This window comes from Deferrisoma sp., from assembly GCF_054681715.1.
The window spans coordinates 15,251-37,421 of sequence record NZ_BAAHFQ010000021.1; the positions used below are offsets into that span (position 1 = coordinate 15,251).

General features: G+C 71.5%; 20 protein-coding genes. 19 read left to right on the plus strand and 1 reads right to left on the minus strand.

The annotated features are described in order from the left end of the window. The first annotated feature begins 151 nt into the window (after nucleotides 1–151). From ACY0I8_RS05355 to prfB, 12 genes are all read left to right on the plus strand, one after another. Nucleotides 152–2,452 carry an HD family phosphohydrolase gene (locus tag ACY0I8_RS05355; RefSeq protein WP_461393911.1) on the plus strand — a complete coding sequence of 767 codons (2,301 nt, stop codon included), beginning with the start codon at nucleotides 152–154 and terminating at the stop codon, nucleotides 2,450–2,452. Then, nucleotides 2,355–2,804 (plus strand): rRNA maturation RNase YbeY, encoded by a 450-nt coding sequence (gene ybeY / locus ACY0I8_RS05360; RefSeq protein WP_461393912.1) that lies wholly within the window; start codon nucleotides 2,355–2,357, stop codon nucleotides 2,802–2,804. Before ACY0I8_RS05355 ends, ybeY begins: the two co-directional genes overlap by 98 nt. After that, on the plus strand, nucleotides 2,794–3,501 hold the full coding sequence (locus ACY0I8_RS05365; protein WP_461393913.1) for a diacylglycerol kinase: 708 nt from the start codon (nucleotides 2,794–2,796) through the stop codon (nucleotides 3,499–3,501). Before ybeY ends, ACY0I8_RS05365 begins: the two co-directional genes overlap by 11 nt. Further along, nucleotides 3,498–4,355 (plus strand): hemolysin family protein, encoded by an 858-nt coding sequence (locus tag ACY0I8_RS05370; protein WP_461393914.1) that lies wholly within the window; start codon nucleotides 3,498–3,500, stop codon nucleotides 4,353–4,355. Before ACY0I8_RS05365 ends, ACY0I8_RS05370 begins: the two co-directional genes overlap by 4 nt. After that, a complete protein-coding gene (locus ACY0I8_RS05375) occupies nucleotides 4,336–6,138 on the plus strand; it encodes a CheR family methyltransferase (protein ID WP_461393915.1) in 1,803 nt (600 codons plus the stop codon). Before ACY0I8_RS05370 ends, ACY0I8_RS05375 begins: the two co-directional genes overlap by 20 nt. An 88-nt stretch (nucleotides 6,139–6,226) precedes the next feature. Continuing rightward, nucleotides 6,227–6,757 carry a chemotaxis protein CheW gene (locus tag ACY0I8_RS05380; RefSeq protein WP_461393916.1) on the plus strand — a complete coding sequence of 177 codons (531 nt, stop codon included), beginning with the start codon at nucleotides 6,227–6,229 and terminating at the stop codon, nucleotides 6,755–6,757. 138 nt (nucleotides 6,758–6,895) lie between these two features. Then, nucleotides 6,896–8,533, plus strand: coding sequence for a methyl-accepting chemotaxis protein (locus tag ACY0I8_RS05385; RefSeq protein ID WP_461393917.1), 1,638 nt, complete (start codon nucleotides 6,896–6,898; stop codon nucleotides 8,531–8,533). A gap of 13 nt (nucleotides 8,534–8,546) precedes the next feature. Then, nucleotides 8,547–10,595 (plus strand): hybrid sensor histidine kinase/response regulator, encoded by a 2,049-nt coding sequence (locus ACY0I8_RS05390; RefSeq protein ID WP_461393918.1) that lies wholly within the window; start codon nucleotides 8,547–8,549, stop codon nucleotides 10,593–10,595. 76 nt (nucleotides 10,596–10,671) lie between these two features. Beyond that, on the plus strand, nucleotides 10,672–11,742 hold the full coding sequence (cheB, locus tag ACY0I8_RS05395; protein WP_461393919.1) for a chemotaxis-specific protein-glutamate methyltransferase CheB: 1,071 nt from the start codon (nucleotides 10,672–10,674) through the stop codon (nucleotides 11,740–11,742). Next, nucleotides 11,729–12,712 (plus strand): diguanylate cyclase, encoded by a 984-nt coding sequence (locus ACY0I8_RS05400; RefSeq protein WP_461393920.1) that lies wholly within the window; start codon nucleotides 11,729–11,731, stop codon nucleotides 12,710–12,712. The genes cheB and ACY0I8_RS05400 overlap by 14 nt, the downstream gene beginning before the upstream one ends. Then, on the plus strand, nucleotides 12,684–14,252 hold the full coding sequence (lnt, locus tag ACY0I8_RS05405; RefSeq protein WP_461393921.1) for an apolipoprotein N-acyltransferase: 1,569 nt from the start codon (nucleotides 12,684–12,686) through the stop codon (nucleotides 14,250–14,252). The genes ACY0I8_RS05400 and lnt overlap by 29 nt, the downstream gene beginning before the upstream one ends. Nucleotides 14,253–14,355: 103 nt before the next feature. Continuing rightward, a protein-coding gene (gene prfB / locus ACY0I8_RS05410) for a peptide chain release factor 2 (protein ID WP_461393922.1) occupies nucleotides 14,356–15,481 on the plus strand; the annotation gives its coding sequence in 2 pieces (ribosomal slippage) (nucleotides 14,356–14,418 and nucleotides 14,420–15,481; 1,125 coding nt in all). Nucleotides 15,482–15,626: 145 nt separating this feature from the next. Here prfB and bamD read toward each other — a convergent pair. Beyond that, the gene (gene bamD / locus ACY0I8_RS05415) at nucleotides 15,627–17,006 is read right to left on the minus strand and encodes an outer membrane protein assembly factor BamD (protein ID WP_461393923.1); all 1,380 of its coding nucleotides are present in this window, start codon (nucleotides 17,004–17,006) and stop codon (nucleotides 15,627–15,629) included. 186 nt (nucleotides 17,007–17,192) lie between these two features. Between bamD and ACY0I8_RS05420 the strand changes: the two genes are divergently transcribed. The 7 genes from ACY0I8_RS05420 to acpP all read left to right on the plus strand — a co-directional run. Then, nucleotides 17,193–17,744, plus strand: coding sequence for a YceD family protein (locus ACY0I8_RS05420; protein ID WP_461393924.1), 552 nt, complete (start codon nucleotides 17,193–17,195; stop codon nucleotides 17,742–17,744). 52 nt (nucleotides 17,745–17,796) lie between these two features. Then, nucleotides 17,797–17,985, plus strand: coding sequence for a large ribosomal subunit protein bL32 (rpmF, locus tag ACY0I8_RS05425; protein WP_459939736.1), 189 nt, complete (start codon nucleotides 17,797–17,799; stop codon nucleotides 17,983–17,985). 9 nt (nucleotides 17,986–17,994) lie between these two features. Further along, nucleotides 17,995–19,104, plus strand: coding sequence for a phosphate acyltransferase PlsX (plsX, locus tag ACY0I8_RS05430; RefSeq protein WP_461393925.1), 1,110 nt, complete (start codon nucleotides 17,995–17,997; stop codon nucleotides 19,102–19,104). Between the two features lie 2 nt (nucleotides 19,105–19,106). Continuing rightward, nucleotides 19,107–20,108, plus strand: a complete 1,002-nt coding sequence (locus tag ACY0I8_RS05435; protein WP_461393926.1) for a beta-ketoacyl-ACP synthase III — start codon at nucleotides 19,107–19,109, stop codon at nucleotides 20,106–20,108. A 97-nt stretch (nucleotides 20,109–20,205) separates the two neighbouring features. After that, nucleotides 20,206–21,132: an ACP S-malonyltransferase gene (gene fabD / locus ACY0I8_RS05440; protein WP_461393927.1), complete on the plus strand. Its 927-nt coding sequence runs from the start codon at nucleotides 20,206–20,208 to the stop codon at nucleotides 21,130–21,132. A gap of 47 nt (nucleotides 21,133–21,179) precedes the next feature. Next, on the plus strand, nucleotides 21,180–21,914 hold the full coding sequence (gene fabG, locus ACY0I8_RS05445; RefSeq protein ID WP_461393928.1) for a 3-oxoacyl-ACP reductase FabG: 735 nt from the start codon (nucleotides 21,180–21,182) through the stop codon (nucleotides 21,912–21,914). Nucleotides 21,915–21,946: 32 nt separating this feature from the next. Further along, nucleotides 21,947–22,171, plus strand: a 225-nt coding sequence (gene acpP / locus ACY0I8_RS05450; protein WP_461393929.1) for an acyl carrier protein, incomplete at its 3' end; no start/stop codon positions are given.

The following is a 22,171-nucleotide window of genomic DNA, read 5'->3' on the forward strand; positions in this document are numbered from 1 at the left end:
GCGGACGGGTCGCGGTTCCCGGCGGCGGCCCCCTCCCACCGGCCGGGAGCGCCCCAAACCCTAACATAGCGAAAGCACGAAAACAATCGTTCTTCCACAGGATTCCGGCGTTCTTGACTCCCCTGGCCCCCTGTCCTAGCATGCCGCCACCATGCGCGCACCCCCTACGTCGCGAACCGCCCCGGGCGGCGGCTCCTCCCCGGTCCGGCGGCGCCTTCTTTCCACGCTCTGGCTCCTGGGCCTGGCCGCCGCAGCCGGCCTGGTCACGGGGTTTCCGTTCTCCGCCCGGGCGCCCGTCTACCCGGCGGGTGAGGTGGCGCCGGAAAACGTGAAGGCCCAACGGGACTTCACGGTCCCCGACGAGGAGGCCACGTTGGCCCGCCAGCGGGCCGCGGTGGAGGCGGCGCCGGACGTGTTCGACCTCGACCCCGGGGCCCTGGAGGAGGCGCTGGAGGCCGCCGCTGCCGCCCTGAGCGTCGATCCTCCCTCCCCGGTCGGGCCCGAGGGGCCGGTGGTCCCCGATTGGGACGAGGCGGCCCGGGAACTCGGCCGACGGTTGGGGATCGAGGTCTCCCCCGAGGCGGCCCGGACGGTCCTGGAGGCCGGGACCCGCCGCCGCGTGCTCGAACGGGTGCGCGGCCTTCTTCGACCGCTCTTCCGACGGGGCGTCGCCGCCGCCCCCGAGGCGCTCACGTCGGCCGGCCGCCCCCGGGTGATCCGCGACCTCGGCACCCGTGAGGAACGCGCCCTCACCCCCTGGACCCTGCCCCTTTCCCTCGACGAGGCCCGGCTCGCCCTCGCTCCCGACGAGGCTCAGGGCGTGGAACGGGTGGCCCGGGCCGTGGCCGGGCACGTCCTCCGGCCCAACGTGACCCGCAACGCCGACGAGACGGCGCGGCGACGCGACGAGGCCAGAAAATCGGTGGCTCCCGTTCGGTATCTCATCCGAAGCGGAGAGATGATCGTACGGGAGGGGGACCGGGTGAGTCCCGAACAGGAGCGGCGGCTCCGGACCCACGCCGAGCTCGTGGGCACCGGGGTGGGCACCCGCCGGGCCCTGGGACTCGTGGCCCTTTGGGCCCTGGGGATCTGGATCCCCTTCGAGTACGGCCGGCGAAACGTGAAGAAGTTCCGGAGCGACCCGAGGGACAGGGTGCTCCTGGGCGGCCTCGTGCTGCTCCTTGCCTTCCTGGAGCGCGGATGGCTTGCCGTGGCGGCGGGCGCCGGGGTCCCGGGCGGCGTGGCGGCCGCATCCCTTGCCGTGCCGCTCGCGGCCGGAGCCCTCACGGTGCGGGCCGTCCTGAACTCGGAGACCGCCGTGATCTTTGCGGTGCCCCTGTCGCTCCTCGGAGCCCTGGCGACACCGGTCCCGCTCCAGGCGGCGCTCGTCCACCTCACGGGGGCCCTGGTGGGGGCCCACGGGGTGGGACGGGCCGGCCGCCGGGCGGCCTACCTTCGGGCCGGGCTCTGGGCGGGTTTGGCCCAGGCGGCCGTGGCCGGGGCATACGCCCTCCTGGGCACCGAACCCTGGGCCCAAGCCGGCTGGGCGGCCCTATGGGGCCTCGGCGGGGGGCTCGCGGCAGGGGCTTTGTCCCTCCTCCTGGTCTTCCTCGCCGAGGCCGGGCTCGGCTACACCACCGACCTCAGGCTCACGGAGCTTTCGAGCCTCGACCACCCGCTCCTGCGGGACCTCATGCTCCGGGCGCCCGGAACGTACCACCACTCCCTGGTCACGGGGTCGCTGGCCAAGGCGGGTGCCGAGGCCATCGGCGCCCGGGCCCTCCTGGCCACGGTGGCCGCCTACTACCACGACATCGGGAAGATCTCGAAGCCGGACTACTACATCGAGAACCAGGCGGCCGGCCGAAACCCCCACGATCGCCTCTCCCCCCGGCTTTCGAGCCTGATTCTCACGTCCCATGTGAAGGAGGGGGTGGAGCTGGCGCGCCGGCACCGGCTCGGGCGGGAGATCGAGGCCATCCTCCAGCAGCACCACGGCACCGGGCTCATCCGGTACTTCCACGAAAAGGCGGCGCGGCGGGAAAACGGGGAGGTCCGGGAGGCCGACTACCGCTACCCCGGCCCCAAACCCCAAACCCGGGAGGCCGGGCTCGTGCTCCTCGCGGACGCCGTGGAGGCCGCGTCGCGGACCCTGCCCGACCTTCGGCCGGCGCGGATCCAGGGCATGGTCCAGAACATCATCAACCGGACCTTCGCCGACGGGCAGCTCGACGAGTGCGACCTGACGCTCCGGGATCTCCACCGGATCGCCGGGGCCTTCTGCCGGATTTTGACCGGGATCCACCATCAGCGGATCGACTACCCCCTCTTGGCCCACAAGGAACGCCGCACCCATGGAGATCTGGATCCGAAACGATCGGCCGGAAGCCGGGATCGACGAGGAGAGGCTGCGCAACCGGCTGAAGAGCGCCTTAGGCGCCTCGGGCTGTGACGAGGACACGGAGCTTTCCATCTGGCTGTGCTCGGACGAGGACATCCGGGAACTCCACCGCGTCTATTTCGGGCGCGACACCCCCACCAACGTGATCAGCTTCTCGCAACGGGAGGGGGAGTTCGCCGACCCGGACACCCCGGTGCTGGGCGACGTGGTGGTGAGCCTCGACACGGCCTTCCGGGAGGCCGAGGGGGCCGGCTGGGCCCCGGACGACATGGTGTTCTACCTGTGTCTCCACGGGGTCCTGCACCTGCTCGGGTACGACCACGAGGGCGATCAGGCCCACCGGGCCGCCGAGATGGAGGCCCGGCAGGAGGAGCTCTTCGAGGCGATCGCCCGTGAAGCCTGAAACCTGGCTCGAAACCCTCAATTGCGCCGTGGAGGGGGTGCTCGAGGCCGTGCGCACCCAGCGCCACATGCGCTGGCATTCGGTGGCCGCCCTGGCCGTGCTCATCCTCGCGCCCCGACTCGGGGTGACACCCGGGGAGTTCGCGCTCCTGTGCCTCGCCGCGGGGCTCGTTTTGGCGGCCGAACTCCTGAACACGGCCTTCGAGTCCGTGGTGGACATCGCCTGCCCCGACTTCGATCCCCGGGCCCGGTCGGCCAAGGACGTGGCGGCCGGCGCCGTGCTCGTGGCCTCCTTCGGGGCGGCGGCCGTAGGGTGGGTGGTGCTGGGTCCCCGGCTCTCCCGCCTCGGCGCGGCGCTTCCCGCCGGCCCCACCGGCCCCATGGCCGCCGCCGCGATCCTCCTGGCCGTGCTCGTGGCCGTGGTGCTGCTCAAGGCCCTCCTGGGCCGGGGCACCCCGCTCCACGGCGGCTTCCCGTCGGGCCACGCTGCGGTGTCGTTCGCGGCCGCCACCCTCCTCGCCCTCCACACCCGGGACTGGCTCGTGGCCGCCCTGGCCTGCCTGCTGGCGCTCATGGTGAGCCACAGCCGGCTCTTGCTCCGGATCCATTCCCGGGCGGAGGTGGCGGCCGGGGCCGTCCTCGGCACGGCCATCGCCCTGGGGCTTCACTTCCTCGTGCTGGGAGGATCCCCGCGATGAACGACGGGCCGAAACCCTCCCCTTGGGCCATTTTGGTGGACTGGCTGCGCCGCCGGGTTCGGCCCCGGCGGGACCTGGTGCAGGAGATGGAGGACCTGATCGAGGAGGGCACCGCCGAGGGCGTGCTCCATCCCGAGGAGGAGGAGATGCTCCTCTCGGTCCTCTCGCTCCGGAAGACCCGGGTCCGGGAGATCATGGTGCCCCGGACCGAGATCGTGGCCGCCGAGCAGGGCGACGCGTTGCCGGACCTCGTGCGCCTCATGGTCGAGGAGGGGCACTCCCGGATCCCGGTGTACCGGGGAAGCCTCGACGACGTGATCGGGTTCGTGACCGCCCGGGACGTGCTCCGGTTCTGGGGTTCGCCCCCCCCCTACCCCAAGCTCGAAACCATCTGCAGACCGGCCGTGTTCGTGCCGGAAACTCTCACCTTGGAAGCCCTTTTGGAGGAGTTCAAACGCAGCCGGGTGCCCCTGATCCTGGCCGTGGACGAGTACGGCGGCGTGTCCGGGCTCGTGACCCCCTCCGACGTGGTGGAGGAAATCGTCGGGGAGATCGAGGACGAACCCGACCTGGAGGACGAGGTCCTGGAAACCCGGGAGGGCTACCGGGCGGCCGGCCGGGTGAGCCTCGAGAAGCTCGAGGACCTCCTGGGCACCGAACTGGAGGTGGACGGGGTCGAGACGATCGGCGGCCTCGTGTTCCACGTGCTGGGCCGCATTCCCCGCCCCGGGGAGGTCTTTCGGTACCGCGGACTTGAGTTCCTCGTTCGGGACGCCGATAAGAGGCGGGTCAAGGAAGTCCTGATCCGCCGATCGAGCGAGGAACCGTCCGCCGGTGAACCGAACCCTACCTAACCGTTCCCTTCCCCCGGGCCCGCTGGCCCGGGTGGTTGCCGAGGCGCCCGGCCGGGCCGAAGCCCTGGCCGCGTCGTTGGCCTCCCTGGGCGTGCCGGCCGAACCGGCCCGGGACCTCGATCGTGCCCTGGGGGGCGGGCAGCCCGTGGCCGTGGTGACGGGGGCGGATCCCCTGCGCCTCCGGACGGCCTGGGAGTGGGCCCGAAGCAGCCCCCGGCCGCCGCCGGGGGTCATCCTCGTCCATTCCGGCGACCTCCCCCCCGAGGCCGCACCCCGGGTTTACCGAACCCTTCCCGACACCGCATCGCCCCGGCCCCTGGCTAACGCCGTGATGGCGGCGGCCCGGGACTGGGCCGAGTTCGCCCGGGCCTGGCCGCTTCCGTGCTCCGGCCCGGGGGAGAGGGAGCTCGACCTGGTGGCGGCCCTGGTGGAGCGGGAGCGCGGGCTCGCGATCCGGGCCGACCGGCGTCGCGCCCTGGCCGAGGCGATCTCGACCCGCCTGGTGGCCCGGCTGGTCCCCACCTGCCAGGCCTATGTGCGCAAACTCGGATCGGCCCGGTTCCGGGCCCAGGAACTCGAGGCGATCGCCGCGCTCCTGGCCGTCAACGAGACCCATTTCTGGCGCCACGGGGGCCAGTTCACCGCCCTCATGACCGAGGTGCTCCCGCGCCTGCGGGGCCGGCCGGTCAAGGTTTGGTCCGCCGGGTGCGCCTCCGGGGAGGAAGCGTACTCGCTGGCCATCGCGTGCCTCGAGGTGTTGGGTCCTGACGCGGACGTGGAGATCCTGGCCACCGACGTCCACGGCCCGAGCCTCGCGGCCGCCCGCCTCGGCCGGTACAACGACCGGGCGGTCCGGAACCTGCCCCGGCCGCTCCTCGAACGGCACCTGCGGCGAACGGACGGGGCATGGGAGATCGCCGATCACGTGCGCCGCCTGGTCCGGTTCGAGCGCCAGGACCTCCTCACGCCGGGCGCCCGGGAGTGGGCCCGGGCCCGGGGGCCGTTTGCCGCCGTGTTCTGCCGGAACACCCTGATCTACTTCCGGCCCGAGGCGGTGTCGGGGGCCCTGGACCTGTTCGTGCGCGCCCTCGAACCCGGCGGCGCGCTCTTCCTCGGCCCGTCCGAGACCATCTGGCCGCGGCGCCCCGACCTCACCCCGGTGCGCTCCACCGGCTGCTTCTACTACCGCCGGAGTCACATCGCCCCGACGGCGCCTCCGAAACCCGAGCCGAAACGGCCGGATCCCGAGGTCCGGCCGGACCTGGCCGCCCTTTACCGGGCGGGCGTCGCGCTGTTGGACGCCGAGGAATTCGCCGAGGCCCGGCAGAGATTTGACGCCATCCTGGACGCCGCCCCCCGGGACCCCCGTGGGCTTCTGGGCCGGGCCCTCCTCTTGGCCAACGAGGGAAGGGAACGGGAGGCCCTGGCCCTGGCCTCCGCTGCGGCCGCCGGTTCCGGAGCGCCCGCGGAGGCCCATTACCTGTGCGGGCTGCTGGAGGAGCGAAACGGAAACGACGCGGTCGCCCTGGAGCGTTATGGGGCGGCCCTCGACCTCGACCCCGCCCTCGTGATGGCGCGGGTCAGCCGGGCCTGGATCCTGGCCCGGCGGGGGGAACGGGGGGCCGCCGAGGCGGAGGCCGAGGCCGCGCTGGAGCAGAGGGTCGCGGCCCCGCAGGCTCCCCGGTGGATGACCGGCGGCATGGCCCCGGAGGCGGTGTTTGAACTGCTGGAGCAAGCGTTTCCCGGGGCTGTGGGGCCCGCCAGGAGAACGGGAAGCGGCTGACCCCGGGGTCCCCGGGAGCCGAGGGACCCAATCCCCGTGATCGCCCTCGGACCCTCGGGCCGTAGCCCCAAAGCGAGAGAGAAGCGCCATGAGTCCTTCGTCGGAAGACCTGTCGGCCTGGCTCGAGGCCGTGAGGGCCGAGTACTGGAGCCGCGAGGAAGAGGATGAAGCCGAGTACCGACCCGGTTCGCTTCACCTCTTGGTTGAAACGGGCGAGCGGCGGCTTGCGGTCCCCGCCGCGGCGGCAAAAGGCGTGGTCCGCCGCCCCCGGGTGACCCGATTGCCCGGGGTGCCGCCCCACATCCTGGGCGTGGCCGGGGTGCGGGGGGAGGTGGTGTCCGTGGTGGACACGAACGCGTATCTAGGACTTCCCCCGTCCCAGGGGGGATACCTGGTGCTGTTGGCGAGCGGCCCGGTGCGCGCGGCCTTCACCGTGGACCGAATCGTGGACGTGGTACCGGTGCCGGACGAAGAGGTACGGCCGGTCGAGGCCCCGTGGCCCAACGCCCCGGCCGGGGTGGTCGCAGGCCAATGGGACACGGAACCCCCCGTCTCGCTTCTCGACCCCCACGCCCTCGTGTGGGGATCGGCCGTTCCGGAAACGGAGACCACGGAGTAGGAACGGGACCCTGGAACGAAGGAACGCAACGCCGGGCCGGGGCCCGAGGGTGGGGGTTGCGATGCCGTTCGAATCGAAGTGGGCTTTCCGGCCTCCCAGCATTCTAGCTTCCTAGCGGACCTGGAAGGAGTGTGCCTCATGTTGCGCGCGTTTCGCAGAAGCCTTTCGGCCAAGATCGCCGTGTCCACCGCGGCCACGCTCGTGGTCCTCCTGGGGCTCGCCAGCGCCTACACGGCCTGGGTCCAACGCCGCACCGTCGTGGACCTCCAGACCCGGACGAACGAGAGCTTCGCCACGTTCGTGTACAACACGCTGCTCTTCTCCATGGTCGAGGGGCAGATGGAGGAACTCCAGAAGATCCTGGAGAACGCCGTGTCCACCGCGGGGATCGAGGCCCTGCGGATCGTGACGCCCGACGGCACCGTGCGCTACAGCGGACGGCCCGCGGAAATCGGCAAGAAGCTGGACGATCCGGCACTGGAGCGGCTCGTCCAGTCGGGCTCCAAGGCCACGGGTCTCCTGGAACTGAGGCGGGCCGGCCACGTGACCGAGGCCGTGCCGCTCCACAACCAGGGGGTGTGCACCACCTGTCACGCCTCCGACCCCCCCTACCTGGGGACCATCCTGGTGGGCTTCGATTTCTCGGACTTCGACGCCCAGTTGGCCACGATCCGGAACCGCCAGTTGGGCCTTTTCGCGGTGACAGTCGTGTTGGTCGCGCTGGTGGTCTTGGTGAGCGTCCGTTCGCTCGTGCTCCGGCCCATCTTCCAACTGGAAACCACGGCCCGACGCATGGCGGGGGGAGACCTGACCCAGGAGGTATCGATCCGGGGCGAGGACGAGATGGCCCGGCTGGCGGGGCACCTGGACACCCTGCGCACCCACCTTCGGGATACGCTGAGGCGCTCGGCGTCGGTGGCCACGGCGCTCGCCGAGGCGGTCGAGAAGCTCCACGATTCGAGCGAGTCGCTGGTGTCCATCGCCATGGAACAGTCGAGCGGCGCGGCCGAACAGGCCTCGGCCGTCCAGGAGGCCACCACCACCGCCGAAGAGATCGCGGCAACCTCCAACGAGATCTCGGCCAACGTGGAGAGCGTGGAGCGGGTGGCGGAGGAGACCTTCAACGCCTGCGTGAAGGGGCGTGACGCCGTGGGCGACGCCGTGGCCGGGATGCAGGAGGTCAAGGAGCAGGTGGGCGCCATCGCGGCCTCGATGATGGATCTGGGCAAGAAGTCACAGAAGATCGGGGGCATCGTGGACATCATCGACGAGATCAGCGAGCAGACCCATCTCCTCGCGGTCAATGCCGCCATCGAGGCCGCCGGCGCCGGGGAGCACGGCAAGCGGTTCGGGGTGGTGGCCGGGGAGGTGCGGCGCCTGGCCCAGCGCACCGTGGAGGCCACCGGCCAGATCAAATCGCTCGTCGAGGAGATCCAGAACTCGGTGAACGCAACGCTCCTGACCACGGAGAAGGGGACCACCACGGCCCGGGCCGGCGCCGAGCGGGTCGACCAGATCGGGGAGAGCCTGGAGACGATCCTCGAGCTCGTGCGCCAGACTAAGGAATCGGCCAAGGAGATCACGGTGGCCACCCAGCAGCAGGCCACCGCCGGGGAGCAACTGGTGCTCACGATCACCGACATCAACGACGTGGCGGTGCAGGTGAACCGCTCCGCCGAGCAGGTGGAAAAGGCGGTGATCAACCTGAAGGAACTGGCGCGGCGGCTCAAGGACCTGGCCCAGGAGAACCTGGGCGCCCAGGGATTCACAGTCTGATCCCGCGATGCCGGTGGACGAGAAGTACGTCCGGATCTTCCTCGAGGAGGCCGAGGAACTCCTCGAGCGGTTGGGCGAGCGGCTCCTGCGGCTCGAGCAGGACCCCGGGGACACCGAGGCCCTTCGAAGCGCCATGCGGCTCGCGCACACCGTGAAGGGGAGCTCCCGGATGGTCGGCCTGGAGGCCGTGAGCCGGGAGGCCCACGCCCTCGAGGACCGGCTCAAGGCGGCCGCGACCGAGGGGTTCGCCCCCGACACGGTGACCGAACTGCTCCAGGGGGTGGACCGGCTGCGCCGCGAACTCGGGGGCCTCTCGGCTCCGGCCGGGCCGCCCCCTTTTTCCTCGGCCGGCACCGAGCCGCCCTCGACGCCGCCGCCCGACGAACCGGCCCGCCTGAGGGTCGCCACCGAGCGGCTCGACGAACTCCAGAACCTCGTGGACGACCTGGCCACCCAACGCACCGCCCTCCTGGCCCGGATGGAGCGGTTCCGGAGGGCGTTTGCCCACCTCGGCCTCCTGCGGTGGCAGGATCCGGACCGTCCCCTGGAACCGGAGGAGGTTGCTGCGCTCCGGGGCATGGCCCGCATGGTGGCCGGCAGGGGATTCAGCCAGTTCGTGGACGAACTGGGCCATCTCGATCGCCTCGTGGCCGAACTCCAGGCCCAGGTGCTCACCCTGCGCATGGTCCCCCTGGGGGATCTCCTGGAGGGGTTCCGGCGAACCGCACGCGATCTTGCCCGGGAACTCGGAAAAGAGGTGGAGATCGTCGTGGAGGGGCGGCTCACCGAGGTGGACCGGTCGCTCCTCGGGGCGATCCAGGGGCCGATCTCCCACCTCGTCCGGAACGCGATGGATCACGGGATCGAACCCCCGGAGGAGAGGGAACGGGCCGGGAAACCCCGTCACGGCCGGCTGACCCTTCGCGCCTATCACCGCTCCAACGCCGTGGCGATCGAGGTGGAGGACGACGGGCGGGGACTCGACCCCCGGGAGATCCGGCGCAAGGCGGTCCGAAAGGGCCTCCTCTCGGAGGAGGAAGCCCGCACCCTCACCGACGACGAGGCCCTCTACCTCCTCTGCCGCCCCGGGTTCTCCACCCGGGACCGGGTGAGCGAGGTGTCGGGCCGGGGGGTGGGCCTCGACGTGGTGAAGCTGCGGGTGGAGAAGCTCAAGGGGTCCCTCGTGATCCAAAGCGAACCCGGCCGGTGGTCCCGGTTCCGGCTTTTGCTGCCCCTGTCGCTCACCACCCTGTCGGCCCTCGTGGTCCGAGCCGGCGACGAACCCTACGCCCTGCCGGCCCTGTTCGTGGACCGCTGCGAGTCCGTGCCGGTCCGGGACCTCGAGGCCCGGGGCCGGCTGTGGGACGCGGGGGATCGGGTGGCACCGGTGATCGACCTGGCCGCGGCGCTCGGGGTGGAGCGGGGGCGGCCCGCGGCCCGGGTGGGCGTGGTCCGGCTCCGGTTTCGGAACCGCACCATGCTCCTCGAGGTAGACCGCATCGAGGGGGAAAGGGAGCTGGTCCTAAAGCCCCTGGGATCCCATCTGGCCGGGGCGCCCTTAGTGCTCGGGGTGTCGTTCCTGCCGTCGGGGGAGGCCTTGCCGGTGCTGAACGTTCTGGATCTCTATTCGCGCTGGGCCGAGTGGGAGGCCAACCATCGGGAGGTGGCGCAAGCCCCCCGGGGCCCCCTACGCATCCTGGTGGCCGACGACTCCGTCACGACCCGCCACATGCTCGAGCAGGTGGTCAGGGCGAGCGGGTACGAGCCCGTGCTGGCGTCGAACGGCGCCGAGGGCTGGGAACTCCTCCGGCGGGAGCGCATCGACCTCGTGGTCACCGACCTGGACATGCCCGAACTCGACGGGTACGGGCTCATCCGGAGGATCCGGTCGACCCAGACCACCGCCTCGCTCCCGGTCGTCGTTCTCTCCAACCGGACGGGGGAAGCCGATCGCGTCCGGGAGGCCGGCGCGAACGCGTTCCTGCCGAAGGACCGCTTCCGACAAAGGGAGTTTGCGGCCATCGTGTCGGAACTGCTCGGTCAGGGGGAAGGGGCGCGGTAACCCGAGGGCGTCCGGCGAGACCGGCCTTCCCGCTTCCCAGCCTCCTGCCTTCTAGCGCAACAGAGGGAGACTGCCGTTGATCCGGATCATGCTCGTAGACGATTCCCGGGTGGTGCGGGCGGTGCTCCGGGACCTCCTGGAGGCCGACCCCGAGCTCCAGGTGGTGGCCGAGGCCGAAAACGGCCTGGAGGCCGTGGAGCGCTGCGAGGCGCTCCGGCCCGACGTGGTGATCATGGACGTGCAGATGCCGGTGATGGACGGCCTCGAGGCCGTGGAGCGGATCATGCTCCGGTGCCCCGCGCCGGTGATCATCCTGAGCGCCACGGTCAACCCGGGGGAGGTGCAAAGCGCCTTCCGGGCGGTCCGGGCCGGGGCCTTCGAGGCCCTCCCCAAGCCCGACGCCTCGGTGACGCCCGAGGCCTACGCGGCCGTGGCCGAGGACCTGCGCTCCCGGGTGAAGCTCTACGCCAAGGTGGGACGGCGAAGGGGGTGGTCGGCGGCGCCGAAGGAAGCCGAAACCGCGCCCCGGGCCGCCCCGCCGGGCCCCACCCGGCCCGACCGCATCGTGGCGATCGCCGCGAGCACCGGCGGCCCCCGGGCGGTCCAGCGGCTCCTCAGGGATCTGGGGCCGCCCTTCCCCTGTCCAGGGGTTCTGGTGCAGCATATCAGCCTGGGGTTCACCCGGGGCTTCGCCGGGTGGCTCGAGAGGGAGACCGGCCACCCCGTAACGGTGGTGGAGCGGCCCGTGGAGCTCACCCCCGGCACCCTCTATGTGGCAGCCGACGGGACCCACCTGGCCGTCCATCACGGCCGGGCCGTGCCCCAGGAGGGGCCGCCGGTGAACGCCTGCCGTCCCTCGGCCGACGTGCTGTTCGAGACCGTGGCACGGGAGTACGGGGCGAGGGCCGTGGGAGTGGTGCTCACCGGCATGGGTCGCGACGGCGCCCAGGGGGCCCTGGCCCTCCGCCGGGCGGGCGCCCCGGTGCTGGTGCAGGACGAGGAGACCTCGGTGATTTTCGGCATGCCCAAGGCGGCGATCGAGGTGGGAGCCGCCACCCGGGTGGTGGGACTGGGGGAGATGGCCTGGGCCGTTCTCGAGGCGCTGGGAACCGAGCCCCGGGCGGAGGTGCGCCATGGCGTCCGCTGACATTCTGGTGGTGGACGACAGCCGCATTGTGCGGGCCATGGTGACCGACGTCCTGAGGGCCCAGGGCTACGGCATCCGGGAGGCCGAGGACGGACGGGAGGCGCTGGCCCAGGTGAGGGAACGCCCCCCCGATCTGATTCTCCTCGACGTCATGATGCCGGAGATGGACGGCTACGAGGTGTGCCGGGAACTCCGGCGGCGCGAGACCAACGACGACTACATCCCGATCCTGATGCTCACCGCCAAAGGCGACGTGGAGGACCTGGCCCGGGGCCTCGACGCCGGGGCCGACGACTACATCTCGAAGCCCTTCGACAACGTGGAGCTCGTGGCCCGGGTGCGAAGCCTCCTGCGGATCCGGGCCCTGCAAAAACGGCTCTTCCGCCAAAACCTGGAACTGGAGGCCAAGAACCAGCAACTCGAGGCCCTGGCCCGCCAGCTCGACGCGGCCAACCAGGAGCTGCGGCTCCTCTCGGTGACCGACGGCCTCACCAAGGCCTACAACCACCGCCATTTCCAGGAGCGGCTGCGGGCCGAATACGCCCGGGCCACCCGCCACGGGGAGCCCCTGGCCTGCGTGATGATCGACCTGGACCGGTTCAAGCGGATCAACGACACCTACGGCCACCCGGTGGGCGACCGGGTGCTCGTGCACCTGGTGGAGGTCCTGAAGGAGGGGGTCCGGAGCGAGGACCTCGTGGCCCGCTACGGCGGGGAGGAGTTCGTGCTCCTCCTGCCCAAGACCGACGCGGCCCACGCGCGAACCATCGCCGAACGGCTCCGGGCCCGGATCGAGGCGGAGCCGGTGTCGGTCGGCGACGGCGCCACCCTGAAGGTCACGGTGAGCATGGGTATCGCGGATTTTTCTCCGGGGAGCCGGGAGCGCTCCCCCGACGAACTCCTGAAGGCCGCGGACGAGGCCCTCTACCGCGCCAAGACGAATGGCCGAAACCGGGTCGAAGTGGCGTGACCCCCGGGCCTGGGGCCTCGCCGGCTGGGGGGCGCTGGTGGCCGCGGCGGGGTTTCCCCCGGCGGGGATCTGGCCCCTGGCGCTGGCGCTTCCCGCACCCCTGTGGGCGGCCAGCCTCGGCGCCACCCCGGGCCGGGGATTTTTTCTGGGATGGGTCCAAGGCCTCGGGTTTTTCGGGACCCTCCTGTGGTGGATCGCGCCCACCGTGGCCGCCTACGGCGGGGTCCCCTGGCCCGCTGCGGCCGGGTGCGTGGCGCTCCTGGCGGGGTACCTGGCGCTCTTTCCCGGACTGTGCGGCTGGGCTTGCGCCGCCCTGGGCCGGAAGTCCCCGGCCTCGGCCCTCGGGACCGCGCCCCTGGTGTGGACCGGCGCCGAGGCCCTGCGCGGCTGGCTCCTCGGCGGGTTCCCCTGGGGCGACGTCCCACAGGCCCTGTGGGCCTGGTCCCCGGCCCTGGCCCTTGCCCCCTGGGCCGGGGCCGACGGAATCCGGTTGGCCGCGGCCGCCCTGGCCGTGGCGCCCGCGTGGTTGCTGGCCTACCTGGGCCGCGGAAGCAGGCCCGGGGTTGCCGCGCTGGCCGTGCCCCTTGTTGCGGCCATCGGCTGGGCCGGCCTCGTCCGCCTCCCCTCCCCCCTTCCCCCTGCCTCCGGGGCGATCCGCGTCGGGGTGGTCCAGGGCAATATCGACCAGGCCGTGAAGTGGGACGCGGCCTACCGGGCGGCCACCCTCGAGCGGTACGAACGCCTGAGCCGGGATCTTCGCCCCCGGCCCGACCTCATCGTGTGGCCCGAGACGGCGGTACCCCTCTACGCCCAGGATCCCGGGCCCGAACGGGCCCGGATCGAGCGCCTGGCCCGGGAACTGGGCGCCTGGATCCTTTTTGGCGCACCCGCGTACGAGCGGCGTGGTGGCGAGGTCGAGTACCGAAACGCCGTGTTCCTGATGTCGCCGGAGGGCGCTCTGGCCGGGCGCTACGACAAGGTTCACCTCGTACCCTTCGGCGAATACGTGCCCCTGGGCCGGTACCTGCCCTTTCTGAAAAAGCTCGTGCAGGGCGCCGGCGACTTCTCCCCGGGCGACGGGGTCCGCCCCCTCGGGGTCCCCGGCCTCGCCCCCGTGGGGCCCCTCATCTGCTTCGAGAGCATCTTCCCGTCGCTTGCGGCTGCCCATGCCCAGGCTGGGGCGCGGCTCCTCGCCGTGGTGACGAACGACGCCTGGTTCGGCCGGACCGCGGGTCCGTACCACCACCTGGCGTTCGCCGCGCTCCGGGCCGCCGAAACCGGCCTCGCCCTGGTGAGGGCCGCCAACACGGGGGTGAGCGCCGCCTTCGACCGGGGGGGCCGGGTGCTCCGGGCCACGGAGCTGGGGGCCCGGGATGCCTTCGTGGTGGAGCTACCGCTGGCCCCCGGAGCTCCCCCTCCCCAGGTCCGGGTCCGCCCCTGGATCCCGCGCGCCTGCCTCGCCTTGGCCGGCAGCTTGGTTTTTGCTATCCTTCGCCGCCCCCGGAGCCCCGGCCCTCCGGACCTCCCCCCGTCCCGGTAGGGCCGGGGGTCGGGCCGTCCCGCTCCGCCGCTGCGGGCGGCGGGAGGCCCCGCCGGGCCGCCGCTAGACCGACCACCCCCTCTCCGCGCAGGAGCTTCGGACCATGCCCGACATCGAGCGACTCGACGACCTGCACCGCCGGCTCACCGACCTATGGAGGCATCTTTGACCTGGCCGGCAAGGAGAAGCGCATAGCCGAACTCGACGCCCTCATGGCCCGTCCCGACTTCTGGGACGACCCGGAGGCCGCGGCCCGGTTGGGGAAGGAGCGCGAGCGGCTCGTCGAGGAGGTGGACCGCTGGAGCCACCTCCACGGCGAGCTCGAGGAGTGCCGGGTCGCCTGGGAACTCGGGGAGGAGGAGGGCGACGAGGAGCTGGTGCGGGAGGCGGAGGAGCGCCTCGAGGCGGTCGCCCGGGGGGTCCGCGCCATGGAGCTCCGGGCCATGCTGGGCGGCCCCCACGATGCCGGGGACGCCATCGTGGCCATCAACGCGGGGGCGGGGGGCACCGAAGCCCAGGACTGGGCCCAGATGCTCCTTCGCATGTACCTCCGGTGGGCCGAGAAGAGGGGGTACACCGTGGAGATCGTGGACGAACTGCCCGGCGAGGAGGCCGGGATCAAGAACGTCACCTTCACGGTGTCGGGTCCCTACGCCTACGGCTATCTCAAGGCCGAAGAGGGGGTCCACCGGCTCGTGCGGATCAGCCCGTTCGACGCCCAGGCCCGCCGGCACACCTCGTTCGCCTCGGTGAGCGTGTATCCCGAGGTGGAAGAGGACGTGGAGGTGGAGATCGACGAGAACGACCTGCGGGTCGACGTGTTCCGGGCGAGCGGGGCCGGGGGACAGCACGTGAACCGGACGGAGTCGGCGGTGCGCGTGACCCACCTGCCCACCGGCATCGTGGTCACCTGCCAAAGCGAGCGAAGCCAGCACCAGAACCGGGCCAACGCGATGCGGATCCTCAAAGCCCGTCTCCTCGACCTGGAGCGGCGAAAGCGCGAGGAGGAACTGGAGGCCCAGCAGGGGGAGAAACGGGAGATCGCCTGGGGAAGCCAGATCCGCTCTTACGTGCTCCAGCCGTACCGAAAGATCAAGGACCACCGCACCGGCCTCGAGGAGGGCGACGTGGACCGGGTGCTCGACGGGGAACTCGACGCCTTCATGGAGGCCTACCTCCTGCGGGCGGCGGGCCAAGAGGGCGAGACCCGGCCCGAAGCCCAGGCGTGATCCCCGGCGGAACCGAAAAACGGGCGCCCCCTTCCGAGGGCGCCCGTTTTTTGCACCTTGGCTCTGGCCTCATACCAACTTGCATTCAAAGCTACCGTTTCCTGATTCGGCCCGGGCTGGGTGTCTGTTTGAACGCAACTTGGTATCAGTTCCCCTGCAGCATTTTCCGGTACCGCTCCAGAGCCTTCCGCTTCTCCCGGGGAAGGCTCTGCTCGGCCTCCTCGACCCGGGCCTCGAGTTCCTCCAACCGGCGCCGGGCCGCCTCGGCCTCCTCCCCCTCGGGGTGGGCTTCGAGAAACGACCGGTAGGCCTCGGCCGTATCCGCCGCCTGGGCCCGCTTCCAGTCCGCCTCCAGGGCTGTTTCCGCCGGTGCCGCCTGGGCGCGGTCGCGGATCACGGCGGCCCTCCGGCGGGCCTCCTCGGCCATGGGGTGGTCCGGGTAGGCCGCGCGGAACGCCTCGTACGCCTCGGCCGTGTCCACCGACTCGGCCTCGGCCCAGGCCTGATCGGCCTGGGCCCGGAGCACCGCCTCCCGCTCCCGCCGGGCCGCCGCCTCGGCCTCCCGGGCCCTGCGCGCCTCCTCTTCCCGGGCTCTGGCCGCCGCCTCCTCGGCCTCCCGGGCTTTCCGCGCCTCCTCCTCCGCCCGCAGTTGCGCCAGGAGTTCCCGGGCCTCGGCCTCATGGGGGGTCCCGGGGTAGGTTTCCAGAAACGCCTCCAGCCCGGGAACCGAACGGGCTTCCTTGGCGATCCGGAAGGCCTTTTCCGCGGCCCGCAGGTGGTCGAGGCGCCGCTGGGCCTCGATGGCGTACCGGCCCTCGGGGTACGCCGCCAGAAACGCCTCCAGGGCCTCGGGCGTCCCCTCGGCTTGCGCCTTCTCGTAGGCCTCCCGCTCCGCCTGCTGCTCCTTCGCCCACGCCTCCCGCAGGCGCCGGGCCTCGGGCGCCTGGGGCGCGTCGGGGTACCGGGCCAGGAACGCGTCCAGGGCCTCCGGGGTTCCCTCGACCAAAGCACGCTGGTAGGCCGCGTTCACCTCCTGCTCCCAGCGCGCCTTCCCCTCCTGGTACTTCCTAAGGATCTCCAGCTTCTTCTGGGCATCCTCGCGGTAGGCCGAATCGGGATGTTCCCGGAGGAACGCCTCCAGGGCTTCCACGGTCCCCGCCGCCAGGGCCCTTTCGTACGCCTCCCTCTCGGCCTTCTCGATGCGCTCCAGAGCCTGGAGGCTCAACTGCCGGACCTGGTCCAGATCCGAGGCGTCGGGCTGGAGTTCGGCGTACCGCACAAAGTGATACAGTGCCCGGGGATAGTCCTGGAGGCGGAAGAAATACACCACGCCCAGGTTGTAGTGGGCTTCGGGGTAGTCCGGATCCACCTGGAGCGCCGCGAGGTACTCGTCCTTCGCCTTCTCGTACTCGCGCTTCTTGAGGTAATAGTTCCCCGCCTCCTTCCTGAGGCGCGCCTCCGGGGGTTGGGCCAGGGCGCCCCCCGCGAGCGCCAGCACCATTGCGACCGAGACGATCCACCGCATTCCAGACTCCTTGGGGGAGGCGGGTCGTTCCTTTTCCAGTCCCCGAAAGTTAGAAAAGTATACGGGGTTGAACCGGGAAGCACAAGCACACCGCCCCACGGACCGCCACCGGGACGGCATCCGAAACTTGACCTGCGGCCCCGGCCGGATATAATGGGCGGCTTATTGTGCCTCGGAGGAACCGACGTGACGGCGAAACGCATCATGACCATAGACCAGATCCCTGCGGGAGGCCTCGACTGCATCCTGGAGTTCGGGGTTGCCGCGACCCGCGAGATCGCCCGGGATCGGGGCTGGCTCCAGGTGGACTGGGTGACCGGGATCTCGGGTATGGCGCGGCTTCAGCGCTCGGGCCCCGACGTGTTCGTGACCGGGGAGGTCCGGGCCACGGTGCGGTGCCGGTGTGTGCGCTGCCTGGAAGACCACGACCGCGCGGTGTCCGAGGCGTTCCACCTAACCTTTGTGACCGACCTGGACCAATCCCACGGCGAGCACGAACTCCGGCGCGAGGATATGGAGGTGGAGGAACTGACGGGGGACAGCCTCGACCTCGCCGGGATCGCCGTTGAGCAGGTGCTCCTCGCGCTTCCCGACTACCCTGTGTGCCGAGACGAATGCCGCGGTTTGTGCCCGACCTGCGGGGCCGACCGAAACCAGACCCTGTGCGACTGCCGGACCGAGGCCCCCGATCCCCGGTTTGCCGTTCTGGCCCGGTGGAAGGCGGCCCGCGGGGCGTAGCGCTTCCTTCCGGGGCGCAAGCCCGACCCCATCGAACACAAGGAGAATCCCAATGGCCGTACCCAGAAAGCGCCACTCCGTGGCCCGCAAGCGCAAACGCAGGTCCCACCTCGCGTTGGGTGCCCCGAACCTCGACACCTGCCCCCGGTGCCTCGAGCCCAAGCCCCCCCACCGTGCCTGCCTTGCCTGCGGCACCTACAAGGGCCGGGAGGTCCTGCCCCAGGAAGAGGAAGAGTTCTAGCCCCCGCCCATGCGGATCGCCGTTGACGCCATGGGGGGCGACCACGCCCCCGAGGCGGTGATCGAGGGGGCCGTCTGGGCTGCCCGGGATTTCGGGACCCACGTGATCCTGGTGGGCGACCGGGAGATCGTGCTCCAGCACCTCGAGCGCCACAAGATCGACGGTCTTCCGGTGTCCGTCAAGCACGCCTCCGAGGCCGTGGGCATGCACGAGAGCCCCTCGGTGGCCGTGCGTCGCAAGAGGGACTCGTCGTTGCGCGTGGCCTTTGAGCTCGTAAAGGCGGGCGAGGCCCGGGCCGTGGTGAGCGCCGGGAACTCCGGAGCCGCCATGGCCCTCGCGATGCTGGTGCTCCGCCTTCTGCCCGGGGTGGACCGGCCCGCGATCGCGGCCGTCCTACCGTCGATGGCCGGGGCCACCGTGCTCTTGGACGTCGGGGCGAACGTCGAGTGCAAGCCGGTGCACCTCGTGCAGTTCGCGCTCATGGGGGAGGTGTTCGCCCGGCTCGTGCTGGGAGCCGAGAGGCCCCGGGTGGGGCTACTGTCCAACGGCGAAGAGGAGACGAAGGGCACCGACACGACCCGGGCCGCCCACCAGGCCCTCAAGCAGTCCCGGATCCACTACCTGGGCTACGTGGAGGGCCGGGAGGTGTTCAACGGCGCCGCCGACGTTGTGGTGTGCGACGGGTTCGTCGGAAACGCGATCCTCAAGAGCTCCGAGGGCCTCGCCAAGGCCATGGGCCAGATGCTCAGGGAGGAGTTCCGGCGGGGCCTGGCCCCCCGCATCGGCTACCTCTTTGCCCGGGGGGCGTTCGAGCGGCTGCGGCACCGCATGGACTACGCCGAGGTCGGGGGAGCTCCGCTCCTGGGGATCAACGGCGTGGGGATCGTGGCCCACGGCTCCTCGGACGCCCGTGCCATCCGCAACGCCATCCGGGTGGCCCGGGATTTCGCCGAGCGGCGGGTCAACCTCCACATGACCCAACTGCTCGAGCGCAGCCACGACATCGGAGCCTGGGCCGGCAAGGGAGGATTCTGGGCGAGCCTCAAGGACCGGCTCGTGCACCCCCGCCGGGAGCCCCGGGAGCGGGACGAGTCCGCCGAATCTGACACCGAGGCTTAGCCGTGACCGAGCGACGACACCCCCCCCGCGCGGCCGTGCTGGGCACCGGCCGGTGCCTGCCCGACCGTGTGGTGACGAACCAGGACCTGGAAACGCGTGTGGACACGAGCGACGAGTGGATCCGCACGCGCACCGGCATCCGGGAACGGCGGATCGCCCCCCGGAAGATGGACACCTGCGACCTATGTGAGGAGGCGGCCCGGCAGGCCCTCGACGCGGCCGGGCTCCGGCCCGACGACCTCGACCTCATCCTGGTGGCCACGGTGACCCCGGCCCTCGGGTTCCCAGCCACGGCGTGCCTTTTGCAGGACCGGCTCGGCACCCGGGGCCAGATGGCCTTCGACCTGAGCGCCGGATGCACCGGGTTCCTCTACGCGCTCGCCGTCGCCGACAGCTTCATCCGCTCGGGTGCGGCCCGCAACGTGCTCGCCATCGGCGCCGAGGTATTGAGCCGGATCGTGGACTGGGAGGACCGGGCGACCTGCGTGCTGTTCGGTGACGGCGCCGGCGCCGTGGTCCTGGGCCCCTCGCCCGACCCCGACCGGGGGGTGCTGGCCACCCGCATGGCGGCCGACGGATCGTACTGGCCCCTTCTCCACATGCCGGGAGGCGGCTCCCGCCACCCGGCCAGTTCGGAAAGCCTCACGCAGCGCCTCCACTACGTGAAGATGCAGGGGAACGAGGTGTTCAAGGTGGCGGTGCGCACGCTCCATCACGTGGCCGAGGAGGTGCTCGAGGCGGCCGGCGTGCACGGCGACGACGTGGACTGGTTCGTGCCCCACCAGGCGAACCGTCGGATCATCGACGCGGTTCGTCTGCGGCTCCGGGTGCCCGAGGACCGGGTGTACGTGAACGTGGACCGGTACGGGAACACGTCCGCCGCCTCGGTTCCCATCGCCCTCGATGAGATGGTGCGTTCCGGGAAGATCCACCCGGGCCACCTCGTGCTCTTGGACGCGTTCGGCGCCGGCTTCACCTACGGCGCCGCCCTCATCCGGTGGTAGCGCGGGGGTTGCGCGCGCCCGCGGTCCTTACGTATAGTCTCGCGGATCTCGTCCCCGTACCCACACACCTTTCCCGCCGCCGGGAGACACCCGTACGATGAGCATCGCCTATCTGTTTCCGGGCCAGGGTTCCCAGTACGTGGGGATGGGCCGCGCGCTCGCCGCGGTCTCGGCCGCCGCCCGCGAGGTGTTCCGTCAGGCCGACGAGGCCCTGGGCCGCCCGCTCTCGAAGCTCATCTTCGAGGGCCCGGAAGACGCCCTTCGGCTCACCGAGAACACCCAGCCGGCCATCCTGACCGCGAGCGTGGCGTGCCTTCGGGCGCTCGAGGAGGCGGGCGCGGCTCCCCCGGCCGCCGCGGCCGGCCACAGCCTTGGGGAGTACTCGGCCCTCGTGGCGGCCGGGGTTCTTGCGCTTCCCGATGCGGTGCGCCTGGTGGAGAAGCGGGGCCGCTTCATGCAGGAGGCCGTGCCCGTGGGCCAGGGCACCATGGCCGCGATCCTGGGGCTCGACCTCGGGGAGGTCGAGCAGATTTGCCGCCGCCTCCATCGGCCCGACCACGTGGTGGAGGTGGCCAACGACAACTGCCCGGGCCAGGTCGTGATCTCGGGACACACGGCGGCCGTGGCCGAGGCCTGCAAGGCGGCGAAACAGGCCGGCGCCAAGCGGGCCGTGGAACTGGCGGTGAGCGCCCCCTTCCACTGCTCGCTCATGGAACCGGCGGGGCGGCGGCTCGAGGTCGAACTGCGCCGCGTGGAGGTGGCCGCCCCGAGATTCCCGGTGGTGGCCAACGTGGACGCCCAGCCCTACCGGTCGGCCGACGACGTGGTGCCCCGGCTCGTGGCCCAGGTGAGCAACCGGGTCCGATGGCAGGAGTGCGTGAAGGCGCTCCGGGCCCTGGGGGTGGACCGGTTCGTGGAGGTGGGGCCGGGGAAGGTGCTCTCCGGGCTGGTGCGCCGGATCGACCGGGGTGCGGCCGTGGCCAATGTGGAGGACCCCGAGACCCTGCGGGCCGCCCTGGGTTAGGGGTGCGAGGCGGCGCGGGCAGCCCTTCCGAAATTTCGAGGAGTTCCATGGAGTTCGATGGGAAAGTCGCCATCGTGACCGGCTCCACCCGGGGCATCGGCCGCGCCGTGGCCGAACGTCTCAGCCGCGAAGGGGCCCGAGTGCTCGTGACGGGCCGCGATCCTGAGGTTGCAGCCCGGGTGGCCGCGGCGCTCCCCGCCGAGGCCCTGGGGACTGGCCTCGACGTGGCGGACCCCGGGAGCGTCGAGGTCGCGGTGGGCCGGGTGCTCGAGGCGTGGGGCCGCATCGACATCCTCGTGAACAACGCCGGCATCACCCGGGATAATCTGGCCCTGCGGATGAAGCTCGCAGACTGGCGGGCCGTGATCGACACGAACCTCACGGGCGCGTTCCTGTGCGCCAAGGCCTGCCTCCGGCCCATGGTGCGGGCCAAGTCGGGGGCCGTTGTGAACATCTCGAGCGTGGTGGGGGCGCTGGGCAACCCCGGCCAGCCCAACTACTGCGCCGCCAAGGCCGGACTCGAGGGCCTTACCCGGAGCCTCGCCCGGGAGTACGCGAACCGAGGGGTGCGGGTGAACGCCGTGGCCCCCGGCTACATCGCCACGGACATGACCGCCGAACTGCCCGAGGCCGTCCGGGAGGGCCTCCTCGCCCAGGTCCCGCTCGCGCGCCTGGGCCGACCCGAGGACGTGGCGGAGGCCGTGGCGTTCCTCGCCTCGGACCGGGCGGCGTACATCACGGGCCAGGTGCTCCACGTGAACGGGGGCATGTATATGGGCTAGTCCCTGAAACCCGAAACGAAAGAGAGGGAGAGATGAGCGCGAACATCGAGGAAACCGTCAAGAGGATCATCGCCGAGCAACTGGGGGTCGACGAGGAGAAGATCGTGCCCGAGGCGCGGTTCATCGAGGACCTCGGGGCCGACAGCCTCGACACCGTGGAACTCGTCATGGCCCTGGAGGAGGAGTTCGACCAGGAGATCCCCGACGAGGACGCGGAGAAGATCCGCACCGTGCAGGACGCCATCGACTACATCAAG